Source organism: Clostridium sp. E02, from assembly GCF_003833015.1.
Classification (GTDB): Bacteria; Bacillota; Clostridia; order Lachnospirales; family Lachnospiraceae; genus Lacrimispora.
Genome location: NZ_RJLQ01000015.1, coordinates 43,107 through 66,205 on the forward strand (window position 1 = coordinate 43,107; position 23,099 = coordinate 66,205).

Genomic DNA, 23,099 nt, shown 5'->3' on the forward strand with positions numbered 1-23,099 from the left:
GTTCTGTCAAGCTACACCCAGTCCATAGATATCCTTGTAATACATACAGATATTTTAAATAATCTTGAAACAATATCTAAAAAATGGAAAAAAATAACTGTTGTGTAACCATTAGTACATATACTTATAGTAGAAAATATTATTTTTTGGAGAGGTTTAATAATAAAGATCATTAAAAATATAGTTGAGGAGGAGTCGACGATGAGGGCATTAAGGAAGAAAGTGCATGCAATCAAGAGATTGATTTCATGGTTATTGACTGTGGCAATCGTTATGGGAAATGTTTCCCAAGTGATGACAACGACAGTTTATGCGGCGGATAAGAACGAATATAGAAAAGCCACTTTGTCCAATGGGGAAAAAGCAACACCGTCCGAAGCAACACCTTCCCAGGCAAGACAGGTGATTGGGGTAAAAGTGACTCAGTCACAGATCGAAAAAGTTCTAAAAAAAGATCCAGAACAACGACCAGAATTAAAAGAAGATCTCATTCCATTTAAAGGAGAACATAAAAATCTAGTACTTGACAAGCTCTATCAAGAACTAGAGGATAAGACTCTGATTACACAGAAAAAAGTTGGAAAGGCCATGTATCTGGTGCTGGTATCCGATAATCTGGAAGGAGAACCCTTTTTTGATAAAGGGCAATCGGACCGGATCCGAACGGAGTCTTTCTTACATAGGATTCAAGTAATTGGGATAAATGGATATAAAGACCGTGAATGTGAATTTAAACTTAAAATACAGGGGGAAGATTTATTCATTGCCGATGCTCAGGTAGATGAATATAAAGTGGTTGGTAAAATTACACCTTTTGAGGAACAGAAAACAGAGAGCAAATCCGCAGAGGAAAAAAGCCAACCAGTAAAGGAAACCGAAGCTGAATTGGATGCAGAGACAAAGAAAAATCCAGAAACTGACGTAAACATAGAAACTAAGGAAAATCCTGAAACTGACTCAACTGCAGAAACAAAGGAAAATCCTGAAACTGACTCAACTGCAGAAACAAAGGAAAATCCTGAAACTGACTCAACCGCAGAAACAGATAAAAAGCCAGAAGTTACAATCTCAAAGCAGGATGCTCCCATACTTTTTCAAAACATCTATCATATTTCTACACCTACGCAGGCAGAACCAGATCGAGATGCGTATGAAGAAGCGGATGTGATCCCTGTGGATTCCAGAAGCCTGACAAAAGAGGAACGATCGGACTTAATGGGATCTCCTCTATCGTTTTCCATGGTGGTATCCAATTATGGAATTGTCACACTTGATTCGGAGGTAAGTGAAGAGGAAACAATCACACCCTATGATACGGCTCTGCTTTATTATGGACCCGATGCTACCGAGAAGAAAGAAATCGTTGAAATCAGTTTGAATCAAAGTCAAACAGGAAAGATCAAGGCGGGAACGGTTTTTTCTTATGTCCTTACGTATACCATGCAGGCATCGCCCCTTTATGAGTATGCGGCAGGCGGAAAGCTTTCTCTCTTTGACCATTATGAACATGCAAAAATAGTATTTAAGGTACCGGCAGGGATTGTCCTGGAGGAAAAGGAAGGGAAGGTGACTCAAATTTCTTCTACTGATGGGGAGACGATCTATGAAATTCACGTTGGGGATGAAGCTGGAACCATACGTCCCGGTAAATCGGATCGAATTATCTTAAATGCACACATAGACGGGAATGGAAGTAGGGGGATAGGGGAATCCTTTGCCCTGCCAGATAACAGCGTGGAGTTTCATGCAGAAGTTAAAGTAGCAGATAAATCAGATACGGACCAGATTGAGTATCCTGGAAATATTGAAACGAAAACCTATGCCTCCCAGCCGGAGACTAGCACTTTAATGTTAACCTCCGACGACGCATGGCATATCCGAAAACAGATTGAACCAACAAAGAACTCCTATGAGGTCATTAAAGATAACAAAGGAACTCCCAAGTTTATAGAAATAAAATATTTGATAGAAGTGGGGATGTATGGGGAATCCGGGCAGATTTCCAGGCAGCCAGGTGGTACCATCTATCAGACCTATGGTAGAACTGTTTTTACCGATCAAACCTTTCGGATCACAGATTCCTTGTCCATCTTAACGCCTGGAGCACCAGAAGGAATGAAACCGGTATCCATCAAAGCAGCCTGGGGAGATAAGTCACCAGTATCGGTAACAGAAAACGAAGATGGCTCCATTGCAATCTCTCAGTTTAAAACAAAGGGGCAAGAGAAAGAGGGTCATATTCACGTATCCGATTCAGCCCCGACTTACAGTTCTTATCGAGTGACAGCAAGGTATCCATATGATCCGTTTCTTCTTTTATATAACGATGAGCGGGTGGGGGATTCTTCTGTGTTTACAATACAAAATACCGCACGTCTAGAATACCAGCTTTTGGGGACCAATGAGCTTTTATCGGAGGAATCAAAAGCGGATATTGCCATACATGAAGTCAATCAACCAGCAATTATAACCATTCAAAAAGTGATTGATGAAGGAATTGGAAGTTCAAAACCATACGACACGTCAATGGAGAATGAGTACCCTGGGTTTTCCAGGTTTGAGATTTATACTGTGGATGATAAAAATCATGAAACACCATATAAAAATTATACCGTGATTGACCGTAAGGGCAATCAGATCGAGAGCAAAGACATCCTAGTAAATCCCTCCATGGAAAAAGGGGAGGAGGGGCTTTATGTGACAGGGGATGATGGATCTATTCGGATTCAAATAGACCCCGGAACTTTTGTAATAAAAGAGGTTCAGATGCCAGTAGGAACTTCGCCCAAAGAAGATTCCATTCCAGTAGCAGTGAAGGCAGGAGAGAACAAAAGGATAACGGTCGTAAACAATGTTATCGGAAAAGGAGCCATTGCCTTTTATAAAAAGGCAAGGACCTTTGATACGGCAAATACAAAGGAAGAAGAGTTAAAGGCACTGGAAGGGGCAGAGTTTACCCTTTACGAACAAGTAGGAGATGCTTTGAAAAAAGTAAGGACCGCAAAATCAGATGAGAGAGGGTTTGTGCTTTTTAAGCCACTGACTCCAGGTTCTTATATAGTCAGAGAAACAAGTGCCAATGGTTATATCTTAGATCCGAATAAATATAACGTAATCGTGAGAAAAGGCGAAACTTCTCCATTAATGGAAGGGAACCAAGCTTTGGTTAATATTCAGAATGGAGCCAAAATCCAGGTGACAAAGCTGCTTTTAAATGATCAGGGTGATTACAAAGAAGTGCCAGATCTTTATAGAAGTGATTTTAACAATCATTTCTGGTTGGAAGAATCCCTAGATGGAATGACTTGGAACAAAGTAAAGAAAAATAACAATGGGTTCTATTCCCTGAATCAAGAAAGTGAGTTTGATGAAACGCTTCCTGTTTATAAAGATGGGGTTAAGATAAATTACCGTGTAGTGGAACAGCTGCCAGAGGGATATCAGGCACCATCTCAACCCGGAACTTTCATAGAGGTTCGGGCTGGAATCTCACATGTAGTCCAAAACTTTGATTTAACTCCTGTAAACACCACAAAGATTGTGTTGAAAAATGACCGGGGAGGAAATTTAACGCTTAAGAAAGAAGTCTGGTCTTTTGGAAATCAGTGGTCACAGGGCTGGATTAACAAGAATAATCAACGAAATGGCTATGCCTTTCGGCTTTATGAAACGGAGAAAGGAACCCGTAATTTTACGGAAGTAACGAAAGACCATCTATACTACACCGATGCCAATGGATTTATATCGATAAACGATTTGGATATTAGTAAATCGTATTACTTTATGGAAATCGGAAGTGAGTTCCGTCTGGAAACAGACGATCCTTTAAAGATAATTGACTTAGAAGATAATCAGGATGGAATCACGCACCTGATTGGTCCATTTTCCGTTAGCAGAGAGAAGAATACCTTTGTTTCCGCTTATAACATTCCTCAAAAGGTGCCTTATTGGATTCATAAGCGTGATATCACAGATAAAAATCGTTCTATTTCAGCCATTTTAAAAATCACCAATACGAAGACAAAAGAGGTGATGTATGAGGGGAAGGTTACCAACGACGGAACCTTTCTTACCTTGGATGTGGATTCTACGTATGAAGTGGAAGAGGTAACACCTACTCCGTTCTATGAGAAGATGGATGCGTTTTCATTTACAACTCCCAAAGGTCCCATTACAAAAAAGAGGCTGGAGCAATGGTTCGGGCATCCGGATGATGCGATCACAACTCATGTATCGGTTTATAACAAACCGTTCAAAGATGTTAAGGTTACGAAAACGCAGATAAGTTCTGATGGCAAGAAAAATGATTCTGTTGCAAGAAAATTTGAAGTGTATACGAAAGAAGAGGATGCATTTCATACCGTAACACTTCCAAACGGGAACCAATTTATACTCTCAAATGAGGATACAAAGATGGCTCCGGGAATGTATTATTTCAAAGAAGTGGTTCCGGAGGATGTGATTAATCCTCTGTATCTGCTCCCAAACAGAGCGGATGGGATATATCAGGACTATGAGATAAAGGACGCACAAGTGTATTATGGACCTGCTTCGATTACTGCAGCCAATGAGGCTGAAGAAACGAAGATGACCGTGGAACTAGGAGAAGGGGAAAAAGCCCTTGCAAATTATGTAAATCAAGGAAGGGTGATCGTAAGAAAGAGGGATGCTCTTAGAAAAACTCCGGTTAAAGGAGCAGCTCTTGGAATCTTTTATGAATCCCAGTTTCAAAGCAGTGACTGGGAATCAAGTATTTCCCATCCCATTGAAACTGGGATTACAGATGGAAACGGGCAGGTAGTCTTTGAAGGGAATAAGTTGAAAATATTTGATGAGAATGGAGAACGGATCTCTTATGTAATTGCAGAAATCGCACCTCCCTCTGCATATTTACAGTCCTATGAAACCGTGACGACCAAATTATTAGAAGGAACCAGTATTTCCACAGTAAATGGGGATATAAATGGAGCGGTTCTTAGGATTGAGGATGAACCAAAACTAACCATACGGACGAAAAAGTATTGGCGTGATAGCTGGAATGACCAGTTCTATAAAGTAAACCGTCCGCTGGGAGGCGTCAAACTAGCTCTTTACAAAGTCAATAAAGAAGACCCCAATCGAGCGGATCTGGTTGCATTAGAGTTAACCAATGCATACGATGGGGCTGTTACGTTTACGGATATCAACCGAACCGACACGTATTATGTGGCGGAGGTGAGGGTTCCTACAAAAGAAGAATCAGGGCTTCCTTTTGAACTGAATATGGGAGAGAAACAGCCTCTGCCACTTAATCATGGGGAACCGGTAAAAACTCTTTTGGTATCGGATCTAAAGCAAGTGTATCATACGGTTTCGTATTCAGGCAAAGAGTTAGAAACCAATCCGGAAACCCTTGTTCGGGAAACGGAACCTTTATACAATGAAACTTCTTGGGTTCAGTTTAACATATGGAAAATATGCGATGGAATCGATTCTAGTGGAAAAACCCATGACATAGAACCGATAAACGGTGCCAGATTCACTCTTTATATGAGTCGGTCAGAGGAAAGCAACCTATCCAAAATTGAACTTGAGGATTTGGCGGATGAGAGCAGATTTTTAGAGGTAGGTCATTATGAAAGCGGAACACGACTGGACCCTGCTACGGGGAAACGTCTGGATGGACAGTTTGACACCTCTATCTTGGAAGGTGGCCGGTTATACTGGCTGGTTGAGGATGAGGCAGCCCCAGGATATACCTTACCGAAAGGGAGAAACATACAGGCAGTTTTTGTCCCTGAAGGAGGTTCCTATCATGGCATGGAAGAGATTGTACACACATACAAAAGTGGGAGAAATGAAAAAATTGCAATCATTAAAAACCAACATGCACCGGATGGATCGGGCCTGTTTCATTACCATTTCCAGATTGCTCTTAACAAATGGTTAAACCATATAGACGAAACAATTGAGCCTACACTACTTGGGGGCGTGAAGTTTAAAATCTGGCTGTTGCATCCAGAGACAAAGGAAAAACTGTTTCCGGTTGATGTAGTGGAAACGGGACTGGAATCAGATAACACTCACAAGACCGGGTATGCCCTATCAAAAATCATTCGTATGGATGAACTGAGTAAGCAGTTGGAAGAACAGCACTTAGATCCAAAGGAGATCCTTTTCTTTGAAAAAGAAGGGGAGCCGGTAAAAGCCTTGTTTGGACTGGAAGAGATTGAAACACCCTCTAAGGTAGTACTAAATCCCACCCTCCACATACTTTCAGTAGCCATTCCATATAAAACCGATGAAGTGGATCGTCAGTACTTCTGGGATGAAAAAAAGACGGATGAATCGTACCGATTGCTTAACAATATTTCGAAGGAGTACCCAGTGACTCTAATTAAGTACGGGTATGTACCTGATTCCAGTGCCTTTTATAAGACAGACGACCAGCTTGCCAATATGAATTTAAACAAAACGCCTCTTTCTTCGGTTACTCTTGACATCTGGCAGTATCAGTGGACGGAAAATGGGTACCAATATGTGCATTATGGGACGTATCATACAGATGAGAAAGGTCAGGTCAATATTAAAAATGGGCTTCCATCCGGAAGATACCGGTTAAAAGAAACGTTAACCTCAAAACAAAAAGAAACGTATTTGACGATGTATACGGGAAAAGGTTCATTGTGGAGATATTTTACGGTAAAAAGCCAACCAATGACGGTTCCGGTATTCAATCCTGAAAAACCAGTTCTTAACGTGGAAAAAACCTTATGGAATGGAACGATTCCAACTGATATGGATGGTGTCACAATTGTAGTAACAGATCCAAAAGGAAACGTACTAACGAAAGAAGCGGTCAAAGGAAATGACGGAAGATACTGGGCGGAATTTCAAGGTCTTGAGAGTGGAAGGTACGTCATAAAGAGTGAAATTCTAAAAAACCTGGCAAAAGAGAGGATGGCCTCCAACTATTTTGAAGAGAAAACGGTTATGGTTGGTTATAAACCCCATGGAGAGAAGGAAGAGGTAACCCTTGTTCCAGTGGATGGATCTGTTTTGGGGAATGTGGTAGATCAGAAGGTGAAAAATCCGCTCCGTTCCGATCTAATCGTGAAAAAGACAGATGCAAATACTGGGCAGAGTGATGCTTTGTTAAAGGGAGCTATTTTCCATTTGGAGTACTTAAAGTTTCAAACAGGAAGTGATCTGATTGACGGACAGTTAAAAGACGTTACAAAACCAGAGTATAAAAAACCAGAGCATGGATTTGTTCCAATCAAACAATCCATGGTTGACTTAAAGAATGGTTCTTATGTATTAAAAGATTGTGAACCGGGTTGGTACCGGGTGGTGGAAGAGAGAGCACCGGATGGTTACACGGTAGATTCAACTCCTGTGGTCATTGCAGTCACAGGGGATATGGATGGATCGTTCAAACATTCAGAAGTAACCTTTAAGAATCGGAAAAAAGTAGTACTCACTGTAACAAAGAAACTATATTTTGGAGACGGATTTATCAAAGACCCTGACATCAAAGAGAAGCTTCCAAAAGAAATTGTGTTTGACATTTATACGTATTCAGAGGATGAGAAAGTATATAAACCGGTTTATGATGAAGAGACCCATCCCCTTGTGGTTAAAATTACAACCTTACAATCAGAGGATGGGTATGAGATGGGCAGTGCTCAGGTACTCCTGCCCCAAAATCCAAAGGGAAGTGCTTATTATTTAAAAGAGCGTGGAAACAAAGACTGGATGTATACGGATCAGCAACCGGTGGAAAATGGGATACTTTATCCAGATGGATACATGTTGGTGGGAACGAGCGAAGCCTTTACCACAGATAATCCCGTCGCCATAACGGTAAAAAATCAGTATGCAAAATCAAAAATCCGGTTGATTAAAGTAGATGCAGTTCATTCGAATCAAAAATTATCCGGTGCATCGTTTCAGCTTTTTAAAGATAAAAACTTAACGGAGTATGTTGGTGATTTTAAAGAAATCGAAAAAAGTGGTGTTTATGAAGCCGTCTTTTCCAAAGAGGAATATAATCCCAATACGTATTATATAAAAGAGGTCAACGCACCCCCCGGCTATCTTGTGATAGATGGGGCATTTCCAGAGCAGGGAGTGATCCCAGAGGTGGGAAAAACGACAGAACTTACCGTGGAAAATCAGGGTGGGATTGATTTTGTGATACAAAAGTATAGTGGAATCGGAAAAAATGAGACAAAAAAAGCAGGAATCACCTTTGAACTGTACCGAAAAGTAGAAAATGGAACTTGGGATTATGTGACGGAGGAAACCACAGACGTACAGGGAAACTTGTCATTTCGTGGTCTAAAACAGCAAGACGGATATGCCTATGGGTTGTATGAAGTGCCCGTTACGGAGCATGGATTTGACTTGTTTTCAATGGAAGCATTTCGGGGGGAATTAGGGAACGTATCTCCTCTTCATGCAGACGTGAGTAAAAACGGTGAAGTAAGGAATGGGGTGGATCTTTATGTTCTTTCGAATGGAGAAACAAAAGCACCGGGAGTATACCGTTTCGAGGCGCATAATCAGGAAGCACTGCCCCTTAAACTCATTAAGAATGACTGGAACAAACAAGAAAATCCGGATGGTTCCATAAAAGTAGTTTTAAAAGTAACAGATCAAGAGACTCAAAAGCAGGTTGGAGATTTGGTGGAGGTTCCTTATGGAGACGAGGGAACAACCATAAAACTGCTTCCTGGAACGTACGAGATTGAAGAAACGTCAATTTCTCCCAATCAGCAGGGATTTATTCTAAATAAAGACGACACAAGAACGCTTTATCAGAAGCAAGTAACCATTGAGAAAGGGAAATTACCGGTGCCTTGTGAGTTTACCAATGTAAAACAGAATACTGGGGTATCCATTGACAAGACCACGCAAACGCATACCATACAAAATTTATGGTGGAAGGACAGCCAGACCGTAACATATACCATTACACCAAAAGCGGTCAATACCATTCCGATTGATGAATACATGGTGGAGGATCAAGGGATTTTAATGCTGGATGCTTCTAAGAATGTTCTGGAAGAACCGGAATATACCTATAATCATTCCTCCATAGCATCGGTGACATTAGGAAAAGCAAGCCAGAAAAATCATATTAGGGATGCCAGCACTGGAACCATAACCGGGGAGATTTGTTTCTATGATTTTGATGGGAACCAAGTAGGATCAACACAGAGGATTGAAGTTTCAGGAGAGGGTGAGATACAGCCAGTCGTACCGGAAGGGGAGACAAAAATCAAGTCCTTTACCGTTTCTTACCAGGATGACACCTTGAAACAGTCTACAAAAAATGAATATACACTGGGACAGGATTTTGTTCCTGGTAACATTAAAGTCACAGCCAAGGTGTTCCGGCAAAATGCAAAACTAGAGGATGGGAGATATAAAAAAGAAATCAAATACATCCGAAATCAGACGAGTGTGACGATGAAAGATAGGAGATGGGATATCAATGGTGCTTTATTGCCAGAGAAAATAGAAAGTCAGGCTGAGGCGATTTGTGATATCGAGATTGTGCCCAGTCAGGCACCCGTTCTGTCTGTCAGTAAGAATGTTAACCCGATAAAAGGGATTCAGCCGGGAGACACCCTAACCTATTATTTAACTGTGACCAATGCAACCAAAAGCAATGATAAGGAGATTGTTCCCATACAGAAACCGATTCTAATTGATTTGGTTCCCCTCGGAGTTACCGTATCCGGAGAAACTGGTGGAGAAAATCATCTCTTAAAGGCAGTTTCCATAGAAAAAGCACCGGCAGGGGTACATTTGAGAAAGACCATACGAAAGGTAGATCCGGTTACAGGAAGAGAAACCTTATTCCTTCAGCTAGATGGAGCGTTAGAAAAGGGAGAGTCAGTAACGGTATCCGTATCCGCTCAAATAGCAGGAAATATCATCAATTACGGAAAAAACATTTTAAACACGTTATTTGTTACCAGTGATGTGCTCCAACCCGCATTTTCCCTCAATCAGACGGGAGCATCGTTTCAGATAGAAACCAGTACGGGGAACAAATGGCCCAGTGAGGATCTACCGAAAGCAGTGACGCTTTCCGATGAGAAGTATCGCAGTTACGGATATGCATCTGACTCTGCAGAAAACACAATGAGTACGGGAACCGGAATTCATCTGTTTAAGGAGGTAAAAGGAAATCTAGACACCAGGTTTGTGTCTGGGACCACGGTAGGGAAGGTGGCAAAGAGTGCAGACGATACGGACTTAAATTATCAAGACGGAACGGTGCTTTATCGGTTGACAGTTCATAATTCCTCGGATGTTGATTATGTCAGCCAGCTTTCTCTTATGGATATTCTTCCAGTCAAGGGAGATCGCAGCACTGGTGGGTTTGAACGACTCAGTGATTATCGATTGAAGTTTGAAGGGATTGAGTCCATTCAAATAGAGAATAGAACAAAGGAAAGTCCTTCAGACCGGAAAACCGAAGATTTTACCTATGATCTTACGTATTCCAATGAAAAGTTTCAAGACGAAGCAGTCGTGGCGGCAGGAAAAGAGGCATTATTGTATGACAATCGCAACGGATTTTGGTCAACAAATTCTAGGAATCCATCTGCGTTTCATGTAAAAATTAGGGATGATAAATTTTATTTGGCACCAGGGGAAAATCTGGTGGTCACTTACCGGGCAGTGGTTCCCTACAACACAGCAAAAGAATTGGAAGAGGCAGCCTATGGGTATGCAGTCAATGATTTTGCCACGGTTTACAGTACCCGTGAGGGTGGTCTTCTTGGAACAGAAAAAGAATATAGTCAGATTCAAACCAGTGATTCAGTTCAGGTGGTTCTGGTTCCAGGGAAGGTAAAAGTGTCGGGAAGAATCTGGATCGATGAAGATGACAATGGGATTCAAAATGAAAACGTAACACAAGATCATCTTCTAACGGATTTATCCCCCCTTCTTTCCTCTGGATATTTTCAGGTAAGTCTGTCTGCTTATAGTAAATATGGAGATGACGTAAGCTTTAAACAACCGGGGGTTACGGATGCCAGATTTTTGTTTGAGAATTTGATGCCAGCAAAGCCAGTTGGAATCAATGGGACGGATTTTACCCAGAAAGAGGAAGATCTGTGGTATCACAATCAGACCCTTCGTGTTGGGAAATTAAAAGGGGTTGATCCGGCTCATTACCAGATGTATGTGAATCAGGGTACCATGCCAGACGAATTTAAGGATCTGATTCTAAAATTAGGGAAGCCAAATATGGGTTTCAATGGTCCCAATCGAAAAGCAGGACGGTCCAGACTTCCAAGAACACTTATTCAGGGAGGGCAAAACTATGAGGAAAGCTGGGATAGCAATTTTACAGAGACAAGAGACGGATACGCTTCGGAAGATTTCTTTCTGTGGGCCTCTGCCAATGATTACGATAAAACAAAAGACATTGGATTTGTACCATACCGGAAAGTAATTGTTAAAAAGACAAACCAAGAAAAAAATCCGGTGGTGGGAGCTCATTTTACCATATATGGGCCATATACCAACACCGAGATGGAAGAATTAGAAAAAAAGAAAATTACAGATGAAAAAATGCTTTCAAAACCGGCAGCAGAGGGAATCACATCTATCGTTGATGGAGAGGCAATCTGGAATGCAGGTGAGCTTCTTTATTATAGAAATTATGTGATTGTGGAAGATCAGGCACCTGATGGATACCGGATTTCTGGTGCCAGCTCCAAAGAGATGGAGCCCCTTCATTCCTTCCAAGTTAAGGGACAGAATGCATGGATTCTAAAAAGTAAAGAATTTAAAACCCAGGAGGATCCGATTTCTGGAACCGTAACTGTAACCAATTCATTTGTGACTGGATCTCTGGAATTTACAAAAATAGATCTTCAGACAGAGGAAGAAATAGGGGGAGCAAGATTTCGGATCACAAAGAAGAGGGTACCGGTTTTGGATGCTTTCCAAGCATGGACCAAAGAGTTAAAGAAGAATCCGGATGCCATGGGAATTCTTAATGTAGAAACAACCAAAGACGATGTGACGTTTACGGTTGCGACGGGAAAGGTATTTTTAACGGGAATTCCTCAGGGAAGTTATACGATGTCAGAAATTCAGGTTCCAAATGGATATGATATTACAAAGAAAAGGAAAGAGGTAGAGTTTCAGATTCAAGATCAGGATCAGAAGGCAGTTTTAGTGGGGCTGCCTGGAAACCGGATTACCAATACCAAAACGGAGTATCAGATTCAAATCAGAAAAGAGGATGAAACTGGGAATCAAAAGGTAAAAGGAATCCGGTTTGGAATTAAAAAACTAGCTCTTTTCAAACAATACGAATATGAAGAGAAAGAGACGAATAAAGATGGAATCCTTACCTGGAATCTGCCTTATGGATCTTATGAAATCACAGAATTGCCGTCGCCAGACTACGAGACAATAAAACCGTTTCGTATAAAAATTGATGAAACTGGTCTGGTATCTTTATTAGGCGGAGAGGACCGAAAGGAAATTCGGCAAAACAGCAAAGAGCAGAATAAAATCAATTTTATTGTTACCAATCGAGTGAAAACGGCCCCTCTTTACATGGAGAAATTAGATGGAGAAACAAAGACACCGATTTCTGGTGCTCGTTTCGTATTAAGTGGAACTTCTAAGATTCCAGGTGCATTTAATGAATATCTTTCCCATGTTACAGGGCTAGGTGTCTCACATGTAACTGTGAATCAAGATCAAAGCAATCCGTATGTAACGTTTCAGTTAGATGGAGAACGACCGGGAAAGCAGGGATATCTAAGTGGAATTCCCTATGGAACTTACACCTTAAAGGAGATTCAGACACCAGATGGATATGTAGAGGGAGGATTTAACAAGGAATTTAAATTAATGGATCCCAAAGGAATTCACTTAACCGGAAATGAGGGAATTGTAAACTGGCCACATGAATTAACCATAGAAAAAAGAGATCAGGGAACCAAAAATCTACTTTCTGGTGCAGTCTTTGCATTCATGACAAAGTCAGGAAGATACGTCTCCTTTGATCAGGAGTCTTCCTATCTTGGACTTTCTGATCAGGAGGAAGCAAACACTCATTTTGTCACTGGATCGGAAGGGAAAATTACGTTAAAAAGAATTCCAGCAGGAAACTATGTATTAAAAGAAATTCAGGCACCGGAGCACTATGACCTGTCTTCGGATCAAGAGATCACGGTATTGCGAGCAGGAAATCCGGAAGCCATTGTAGTTTATGACACCAGAAAACAAGGAAAAATACGGATCAAAAAGAGAAACAATTTAAACCAGACGATTGGCGGTGTTCACTTTACGATTCTGGGACCGGGACGTTTTAAGGAGAACCAGTTGCTGTCTTTGTTTGGGGCAAGTCAGTTTTACAAAGAGGCGGGTGGGTTATCTGGAGCGTTTGTTACAGAAGAAGACGGTACGGTTACAATGGAACTAAAACACGGGGATTACTTAATCCGGGAGGAGAATAAGGAAGGCTATCATGCCATTGATCCTTTTTATATTAGGGTGGAAGCGGATGGGAAGGTGGTTATCTTAAAAGATGACAGCCATGCTGTTATGGTTTCAAATAATGATATGGTAACACTTACCGTGACCAATCAGATAAAAACGGGAAGTCTTGAGCTAGAAAAGGTGGATCAGGAAAATAAGGATCATAGGCTAAATGGTGCGGAATTTAAATTATTAAATATTTCGACAATCGTACCGGGAGCATGGGAGCATTACCGCGACATGGCAGCAGCAGAGGGTGCCTCTTGGTCGAAGGATCAGGTAAAAGGTAATACCATATCCTTTCTCTTAGAGGGGAAGGGAAAAATTACTAATTTACCTTATGGAACGTATCGGCTAACGGAAACAAAAGCTCCAGACGGTTACTTATTAGGAAAGGAGCCATGGAGTCGGGAATTTACCTTAACGGAGTCTTCCCCGGATGCTCAATTTGTTAAATCCTCTTTCTTAAAGAAAACCAATGGACCGATTGAAAATACACCTTCCAGGCTGAAAATAGTAAAAACCAATGCGGTGTATGCCGACCGAAAATTACAGGGTGCAGAGTTTATTCTAAAAGATTCTAACAACCAATATGTGAAACTTTATCAAGGCACGTTTGTTGGATATACAAAAGAGAGGGGAGAAGCCTCTAAATTTCAAACGGGCAGAGATGGAACCTACGTTATAAAGAAAATACCAAAAGGGACGTATTATTTTGAAGAGACAAAAGCACCTAACGGGTATCGGATTAACAGAAAAATCCCGGCTCTTACACTAGACGGAGTGAATGGATATACCATAACCATTCAGGACTTTAAGGCAGACCGAGGAGATGGAGGGGGAGATGGAGGAAGAGATCCTTCTCCATCAAATCCAATGGTTACCATTATACCAGATCCGGTTCCACTTTCGAATCTGCCACAAGATAATACTATGGATTTCATTACCATTGATGACCAAGAAGTACCTCTTGGCAGACTTCCAAAGACTGGGGATCATACGAAAAACACTGGAAAAGTATTCGTGGTACTGTCTGCATTTCTAATGGCACTTTATGGGGCACTTAATATTAAAAAACGGAAAAGGAGATAAAATTTAGAATTTCAACAATTGACTTTATTAAATTAACTTGCTATAATTTTAAAAAGTTATGGCAGTAAAAAAGGCTGGAACTTTAACGGGTTCCAGCCTTTTTTTAACATGGTGGATAGCTTTATTATGTGAAGCATTTGATTAAAAAACAAAAGGAGGAACGAAAAGATGTCATATGTGGATGAGGTTTATGATAGAGTGGTGAAACAAAACCCAGGGGAAGTGGAGTTTCACCAGGCAGTCAAAGAGGTTTTGGATTCTCTGCGCCTTGTGATTGATGCAAATGAGGAAAAATACAAGAAGTTGGCGATATTAGAACGACTTGTAGAACCAGAACGGATTATATCATTTAGAATCCCTTGGGTGGATGATGAGGGACAGGTGAGAGTAAACAAAGGGTATCGGGTACAGTTTAATGGAGCAATTGGGCCATATAAAGGTGGTTTACGCCTTCATCCTTCTGTGAATCAGAGTATTCTAAAATTTCTTGGTTTTGAACAAACCTTTAAAAATTCTTTAACCGGTCTCCCCATTGGTGGTGGAAAAGGCGGTTCTGACTTTGATCCCAAAGGAAAATCAGATAGAGAAGTTATGGCATTTAGTCAGAGTTTTATGACAGAATTATACAAATACATTGGACCTAATCAGGATGTTCCGGCTGGAGATATTGGAGTTGGTGCACGAGAAATTGGCTATCTTTATGGACAGTATAAACGCCTTACCGGTCTTTATGAAGGTGTATTGACTGGCAAAGGTCTTACCTATGGAGGTTCTCTTGTTCGTACTCAGGCAACAGGCTATGGTCTTATTTATATTTTGAATGAGATGTTAAAGGACAATGGAAAGGAACTGGCCGGTAAAAATGTAGTGATTTCTGGTTCTGGAAATGTGGCAATCTACGCTTCGGAAAAAGCCATTCAGATGGGGGCAAAGGTTATTGCATTAAGTGACTCGAATGGTTATATCTATGATCCGGCGGGGATTGATCTTAACGTAGTAAGAGAGATTAAGGAAGTACGCAGAGGGCGAATCAAAGAATATGTGGATACGGTTTTGACGGCGGTTTATACACAGGGGAAGGGAATCTTTACCATACCTTGTGACATTGCTCTTCCATGTGCAACGCAGAATGAATTGGATATAGAGGATGCAAAGGCATTAAAAGCCAATGGCTGCTATGCAGTGGCGGAGGGAGCAAATATGCCTTCCACCAGAGAAGCAACCGATTATTTCCAATCAAGCGGAATGCTCTTTATGCCAGGAAAGGCAGCCAATGCTGGTGGTGTGGCAACTTCTGCTTTGGAGATGAGTCAGAACAGTCTAAGGCTTTCCTGGACCTTTGAAGAGGTGGATGAAAAGCTTCGTGGGATCATGGTGGAAATTTACAAAAAAACAGCCAGTGCAGCAGAGCGTTACGGAGTCAAAGGTAACTACGTGTCGGGTGCCAATATTGCTGGTTTTGAAAAAGTAGTGGAAGCCATGCTGGTACAGGGAATTGTATAATTTTCAAAAAAATTTACTGGCATTCTCATTTGTTTTAGTATATAATAAGCGATAAGACTTGAGGCGGAGTGTTCTTCGCCTCATTGTTTTCCTGAAACTATTTATTATAACAGAAAGCAGGTGATGATTCTATGCACAAATTCTTGAGAACCATAGGCTTTAGTCTTTACCAGAAAGACAAGGACATTGAGAAAATGCTGGATGAATTCTGTGAAGATTTGTCTGACATGAAGCGAATACAGATTGATGAGGACTCCAATCTTTGTGAGCTCCGCCGGGAAGTGGCACCTGGAATGGGAATTGCTATTTTTGGTGAGATGGATCGGGAAGGCAGATTTCAAAGAAGATATTATTATCCATATTTGAAAAGCGTTGAAGTGACATCAGAGGTATCCTGTTCCATACAGCGCCATACAGAACGAGAAACTTATGCTGGGCTTTTGGATGAATACAAGGTGGGAATTTCACTTATTTTTTATATAGACAATTCTTTTGAATGTAGAGAACGGGTCATAGACCATCATCCCGTGGATACCAGCGATGTATGTCTGACTGGTTTGGCTGTAGGTGGAAAGATTCTTCTTCCCATTGAAAAAACAGAGAAACAGAGGGAAAAAGCAAGGGTTGCCGCAAAAGATAGAAATAATTTATTAGAAGCCGCTAAGAATGGGGATGAGGATGCCATGGAAACCTTAACCATCGAAGACATTGACCTTTATTCCCAGGCTTCTAGAAGAGTGATGAAGGAAGATCTTTATTCCATCATTGATTCCTGTTTTATGCCCTGCGGTGTGGAGTGTGATCAGTATTCCATCATCGGTGAGATCGTAAAGATCGATGAGAAGAAGAACCAGCTTACGGAAGAAAAGGTTTATGACTTTATAGTAGAATGCAGTGACTTGATGTTTCATGTAGGAATTGCCCAAAAAGACTTAGTTGGAACCCCAGAAGTAGGGCGTAGATTTAAAGGCCAGGTTTGGATGCAGGGGATAATTCATTTTAAAGAACCTATGGATGAATAAAAGTTTTAACTTGACGAATGGGGAAATTGTGAATATAATAGTTTTTGAACTGTGTTGCAGGTTTGCAGCACAGGTATGTTTCCGTAGCTCAGCTGGATAGAGCGACCGCCTCCTAAGCGGTAGGCCGGGTGTTCAAATCACCTCGGGAACAGTAAAAGCAAAGCCGAAAACCAGGATCTTACTGGCTTTCGGCTTTTTAATTTTGAAAATTAGTTTATGTTTAAAAAGCACAATTAAATGCAAAATAACATTAAAAAATTGTTGACTTTTTCGAAAGAAGCTGATATAGTCTAACATAGTTAATAATTATATGGGTTGTTACTGATAAGCAGGCAAAACCAGTTTTAATTTAGAAAACAGATTTCTGTTTTTTGAATTAAGATTGGTTTTTTTTATTTTCAAAGTGAGGTTTTATGAAGGTTATTAAGATTATAAACAATAACATTGTAAGTACTTTGGACTCTGATGGAAAAGAAATAATAGCCATGGGCAGAGGAATTGGATTTGGCGCAAAGGTAGGAAAAGAGATTGCGGTGGATGCGATTGAAAAGGTGTTCTGCTTAGAGAGTCAGAATAGTTTGGATAAGTTTAAGGAACTTCTTATAAATCTTCCGTTGGAGCATCTACAAGTTTCAACGGAAATTATTAACTATGCAAAGGGTGTCATAGACAGAAGTCTGAATCAAAATATATATATAACACTGACGGATCACATTAATTTTGCTATTCACCGCTTTAAAAAAAAGATGGTGTTTTCAAATCCTCTCCTGAATGAAATAAAGACTTTTTATAAAGAGGAGTATCTGATTGGGGAGTATGCGATCGCTTTAATTGAACGGATGATGGGAGTCACACTTCCGGTTGATGAAGCCGGATCTATTGCACTTCACATTGTGAATGCTGAACTCAACAGTGCTATGCGAGATACCATTGGAATCACGAATCTGATTCAAGGTGTGGTGGAACTTATTAAAAGGCATTTTTCTCAGGAGTTAAATGAGGCTTCTTTGAATTATCAGCAATTTATCAGCCATTTAAGGTTTCTTGCACAGAGGATTGTTACCAAAGATTTTCTAAGCTTGTTAGATGAAAGATTTAGCCAATCAATATCCCAGATGTATCCGGATGAATATGAATGCAGTCTGAAAGTCAGGGATTATATATTGGTAACATATCATTATCAGATATCAGAAGAAGAAATTGCGTATCTGGTAATACATATAAAAAGATTAGGAGTTTAAGAGGAAGAGAAAGTATGCCATATCGGTAGCAGAATTAATGTCCAGAGGACAAAAAGAAGGGAGTAATTTTATTATGATGAAGTATTTGCAAAAATTAGGCAAGTCATTGATGCTTCCAGTGGCATGCCTGCCAGCAGCAGGCATTTTAATGGGGATAGGTTATTGGATTGATCCCACTGGCTGGGGAGCCAACAGCGCGATTGCGGCGTTCCTGATCAAAGCGGGCGGTGCTATCATTGATAACATGGCAATTCTATTTGCAATTGGTGTCGGTGTGGGAATGTCTGATGATCATGAGGGAACTTCAGCTCTGGCAGCGCTTGTTTCCTGGCTGATGATTCAGACTATCCTGTCTCCAGAGGTTGTGGCTATGCTAAAAGGAATTGATGTGGGCGAGGTTAATGCAGCTTTTGCAAAAATCAACAATCAGTTTATCGGTATCGTATCCGGTATTATTGGTTCATCCTGCTACAACAGGTTCAAGAATTCGAAGCTGCCGGATGCGCTGGCTTTTTTCAGCGGAAAGCGTTCCGTCGCCATTGTAACTGCTTTGGTTTCTTTGGTTGCTAGTTTGGTGTTGTTCTTTGTATGGCCTGTTGTATATACAGGACTGGTTATGTTTGGAGAAGGGATTTTAGGAATGGGCGCCGTAGGAGCAGGTATATATGGTTTTTTAAACCGTATATTAATACCAGTAGGACTTCATCATGCCTTAAACTCGGTATTCTGGTTTGATGTTGCAGGTGTAAATGACCTTGGAAACTTTTGGTCAGGAACTGGAACACTGGGACAGACAGGACAATATATGACAGGCTTCTTCCCGGTTATGATGTTCGGTCTTCCAGGAGCGGCTCTTGCCATGTATCATACGGCAAAGCCTGGTAAGAGGAAAAGTGTTTATGGATTGCTGTTAGCAGCTTCTGTATGTTCTTTCTTTACAGGAGTAACGGAACCTCTGGAATTTGCATTTATGTTCCTTGCTCCGGCTTTGTATTTTGTTCATGCAATTTTGACCGGTATTTCTCTCGCAATCTGTGATTTACTGCCAGTGCGTACAGGATTTAACTTCAGTGCAGGCTTAGTTGACTGGGTTTTAAGCTTTAAGGCTCCAATGGCTATGAATCCGCTTTTTATTATTCCATTGGGAGCTGCTTATGGGGCTGTTTATTACTTTGTATTCCGTTTTGCAATTTTAAAGTTTAACTTTAAAACTCCTGGACGTGAGGACGATGAAAAAAATGAATTAGACGTAACCCTTTCCAATAATGATTATACCCAGATTGCAGCTATCATTCTGGAAGGATTAGGTGGAAAGGATAACATTACCGGCATTGATAACTGCATTACACGATTAAGGCTTGAAATAAAAGATCAGGCACAGGTCAATGAAAAGAAGATAAAATCGGCGGGTGTAGCCGGCATTATCAGACCAGGAAAAACCAGTATCCAGGTAATTGTGGGAACTCAGGTGCAGTTTGTGGCTGATGAATTTAAGAAGATGTGCCAATAGATCTGTTTTAGCCTGATTGTTTATGTTATACTAAAAACAATCAGAAAAGAAGCCATGTGAATTTCAGGTTATATGTAAATTGAGAAGCTTAAGATAATGAAGAAGAAAATACATAGATTTAAAGGTAAAACAAGGGTTTCTGGGAGTATTCCAAAAACCCTTGTTTTTTTCATACCGAACGTGTAGCAGTAGTTGTGAATTTTTTTGTAAAAAGCCAACAAAATAACAGAACTAGCGCATCTAAACAGCATAAGGTTAGGAGGCAATAATGAATACTGTCAAAATTGAGACCATATTTGATATGATGAAAAACAAAGAACCGCGTGGGTTCGAACTTTTATACGAAAAGTATTTTCGTATTATGTACGGCATTGCATATTCAGTCACCGGAAATAATGAGCTGAGTAAGGACGCGATCCAGAATACGCTCATTAAGCTATTTGGTCTCGAACCACATAAATTTCCAAAAGACCATTCGTTGACTTGGCTCTATGTCGTGGTCAAAAACGAAGCGCTTATGTTGCTCCGTAAGGAAAAGCCGTCTATTGATATCAGTACCGTTGCCGAAAAACTTCCCGTGATTGACAAAGGTATCGAGGAATTTGCCGATATGGAAAACTACTACACTTTGATTTCATCGCTGAACGAAAAACAACAGCAGATCGTCACTCTGAAGGTGTTGGGTGGAATGAGCCATAAAGAAATATCCCATATGCTGCAGAAGCCGATCGGTACCATTCAATGGACATACAATATGTCCATTAAGAAATTGCGAGTCGCACTTTCTTCGATGGCAGCGTTTGCCATCACGTTAGGCACAGGCTTTGTCTATAAGCTGATTCGTGCATTTGATACAGAATACATTGAAATTCCGGAAATGGATATGGAACCGCCCGTCAATATTCCACCACCACCGAGCATTGATGCGTGGGTAATTACGCTGGGCGTATGCTTTTTGTTGTCAGTAGCAGTATGGATCGTATTTTTTAAAAATTCGGATAAATTGCCAACAAAATGCAAAACCGGACGCATCTAAAAAACAGAGAAAACGAAAAGCTCAAAAACGAAAAGCTCAAAAACGAAACAACAAGGAGAGTAAGAATGAAAAAATTTAAAACAATTATATTTATGATGCCGGCAGTCGTTATGTGTCTCAGCTTGGGCATCTATGGCTACAAAGCCACCGGCACAGAACAGACCATTCAAGACGACCAGGTTAAGACGAAAGCACCCACAACAACGGGAACACCGGAGGGCGACGTTACCAAAGGGACGGATGCACTGGATGTAGTACAGTTCAAAGGCAAAATTGACAGCATTGATGGGGACGAAGCCATCGTGACGCCCGACGAAGGCGAAGATATCCGCCGCTCCGGCGATGCCGTTCGCGTCAATATCGCCGATTACAGCAAACCACTGAAAGCAGGTGATGCCGTGACGATCTATTATGACGGCGTAATCATGGATAGCTATCCGTTGCAGATTAACGTACTTGGCATCAATAATGAAATGTTTCAGATTGAAGAAACCAGCAATCGTACCGATTCCGATGAAGCGGTTTCGTTTGCGAATCCAGAAGCATTGGATTAGCAAGTGATCTTGAAATAAAGATTGACAAAATAGAAAGGTACCTTTCTATTTTGCGTAAGGAGGATGAGAATGAACTACAATCAAGATTTATTGGAACAGTTTTATAAAGTCAACCGGATGATGCATCATGGAAACCAAAAAGGAGGCAAGGAGTGTGGTGGCTCCTGCAAGGGACAGGGAAGAGTTTTGTCTCTTCTAAAGGAAAACCCCCATATGACTCAAAAGGAGTTGTCTGAGCTTCTTGAAATCACTTGTACGGTTGGAACGCAATGGATGTATTATTCGGTCGATTTCTGACTCAGACCGCAGGGCGATGAATATTACGTTGACTACAAAAGGAGAACAGGCAGCGGAACAAGTTCCAAGATCCACCATGGTGAAATACATGGGAGAAGGATCTGGAATCAAAGGAGTGCTGCTCGCTTTCTTTATTGGTTCGGCGGCTGCTGGTCCCCTCTATGGAGCGTTTCCTGTGGCAGCTGTTTTTATGAAGAAAGGGGTGAAATTTTTAAATGTTCTGATCTTCCTTGGAGCTTGGTCTAGTACTAAAATCCCCATGTTTTTATTTGAACTGGAATCTTTGGGGATTAAATTTGCAATAACGAGACTTCTTGTGGATATTCCGGGAATTATTTTTATGGCATACCTTCTGACAAAAGTAATTCCCAAAAAAGAAGTGGAAGAAATTTATAAAAACTCTAAAAATTTGGAATAAAAGGCAATCTTTACGTAATAGGGGAATAGAATAAAGAAAAATAGTTTGAGAATTGATCGTATGGGATACTATGTTACAGTTGATGGAGATGTAAACATTTATGTGGAGGATTTAAATCCGGACTGCAAAAAAACCATTCTATTTTTGCATGGTTGGCCAGGGAATCACAATCTTTTTGAATATCAGTTTGATGTGCTTCCAGGGTGTGGGTTCCGTTGCATTGGAATTGACACCAGAGGATTTGGAATGTCAGATAAGCCTAACTGTGGTTATGATTATGACCGATTGGCAGATGATGTGAGAGAAGTGATTGATGCCCTAGGCCTTCATGATATTACATTAGCAGGGCATTCCACAGGAGGAGCCATTGCAATTCGTTACATGGCAAGACAGAAAGGCTATGGGGTTTCCAGACTTGCTTTGTTTGCGGCAGCAGCCCCCAGTCTGATCAAACGTCCTGATTTTCCATATGGACTGGATCAGGAGGCAGTGGATCAAATTATTTCAGGTACTTACACAGATCGTCCCAATATGTTGCGGAATTTTGGGGAACTATTCTTCTTTCAGCATATTTCAGAGCCGTTTTCCCAATGGTTTCTTCAGTTGGGTTTTCAAGCCGCTGGATGGGCAACTGCAAAAGTAGCAAATACGTGGATCCAGGAAGTATTGTTTGAGGATATGAGAAAGATTTGTGTTCCGACACTGATTATTCATGGAATCCATGATAAAATTGTATTGCCTCCGTTAGGTGAGATTCAACATCAGCTCATTCAGAATTCAGTTTTTGTGCCATTTGAATTTAGCGGGCACGGTATGTTTTACGACCAAAAGGATGAATTTAACCAAGTGCTGGCAAATTTTATAGATCAAACTTGCTAAAAAGAAATCGGAACATGGTTTTTGTTCCGATTTCTTTT

The 23,099-nt window shown here is 40.8% G+C and carries 10 protein-coding genes and 1 tRNA gene; all 11 read left to right on the forward strand.

The window, feature by feature from the left end; translation table 11 throughout:
• Positions 1 to 201 precede the first annotated feature (201 nt).
• The gene (locus tag EFT72_RS12365) at positions 202 to 14,601 is read left to right on the forward strand and encodes a doubled motif LPXTG anchor domain-containing protein (RefSeq protein WP_124067234.1); all 14,400 of its coding nucleotides are present in this window, start codon (positions 202 to 204) and stop codon (positions 14,599 to 14,601) included.
• A gap of 168 nt (positions 14,602 to 14,769) precedes the next feature.
• Positions 14,770 to 16,104: an NADP-specific glutamate dehydrogenase gene (gene gdhA, locus EFT72_RS12370; protein ID WP_124067235.1), complete on the forward strand. Its 1,335-nt coding sequence runs from the start codon at positions 14,770 to 14,772 to the stop codon at positions 16,102 to 16,104.
• Between the two features lie 131 nt (positions 16,105 to 16,235).
• Positions 16,236 to 17,126 carry a DUF3881 family protein gene (locus EFT72_RS12375; RefSeq protein ID WP_124067236.1) on the forward strand — a complete coding sequence of 297 codons (891 nt, stop codon included), beginning with the start codon at positions 16,236 to 16,238 and terminating at the stop codon, positions 17,124 to 17,126.
• Positions 17,127 to 17,203: 77 nt separating this feature from the next.
• Positions 17,204 to 17,277, forward strand: a tRNA-Arg gene (locus tag EFT72_RS12380).
• A 262-nt stretch (positions 17,278 to 17,539) separates the two neighbouring features.
• Positions 17,540 to 18,367: a PRD domain-containing protein gene (locus tag EFT72_RS12385; protein ID WP_124067237.1), complete on the forward strand. Its 828-nt coding sequence runs from the start codon at positions 17,540 to 17,542 to the stop codon at positions 18,365 to 18,367.
• 73 nt (positions 18,368 to 18,440) lie between these two features.
• A complete protein-coding gene (gene nagE / locus EFT72_RS12390; RefSeq protein WP_124067238.1) occupies positions 18,441 to 19,877 on the forward strand; it encodes an N-acetylglucosamine-specific PTS transporter subunit IIBC in 1,437 nt (478 codons plus the stop codon).
• A 268-nt stretch (positions 19,878 to 20,145) separates the two neighbouring features.
• The gene (locus tag EFT72_RS12395; RefSeq protein WP_124067239.1) at positions 20,146 to 20,913 is read left to right on the forward strand and encodes a sigma-70 family RNA polymerase sigma factor; all 768 of its coding nucleotides are present in this window, start codon (positions 20,146 to 20,148) and stop codon (positions 20,911 to 20,913) included.
• 65 nt (positions 20,914 to 20,978) lie between these two features.
• Positions 20,979 to 21,467, forward strand: a complete 489-nt coding sequence (locus EFT72_RS12400) for a hypothetical protein (RefSeq protein ID WP_124067240.1) — start codon at positions 20,979 to 20,981, stop codon at positions 21,465 to 21,467.
• Between the two features lie 69 nt (positions 21,468 to 21,536).
• Positions 21,537 to 21,764 (forward strand): winged helix-turn-helix transcriptional regulator, encoded by a 228-nt coding sequence (locus EFT72_RS12405; RefSeq protein WP_164473148.1) that lies wholly within the window; start codon positions 21,537 to 21,539, stop codon positions 21,762 to 21,764.
• The gene (locus tag EFT72_RS12410) at positions 21,709 to 22,182 is read left to right on the forward strand and encodes a hypothetical protein (protein ID WP_243110007.1); all 474 of its coding nucleotides are present in this window, start codon (positions 21,709 to 21,711) and stop codon (positions 22,180 to 22,182) included. Before EFT72_RS12405 ends, EFT72_RS12410 begins: the two co-directional genes overlap by 56 nt.
• Before the next feature lie 60 nt (positions 22,183 to 22,242).
• Positions 22,243 to 23,061 (forward strand): alpha/beta hydrolase, encoded by an 819-nt coding sequence (locus EFT72_RS12415; RefSeq protein ID WP_124067242.1) that lies wholly within the window; start codon positions 22,243 to 22,245, stop codon positions 23,059 to 23,061.
• Positions 23,062 to 23,099: the final 38 nt, after the last annotated feature.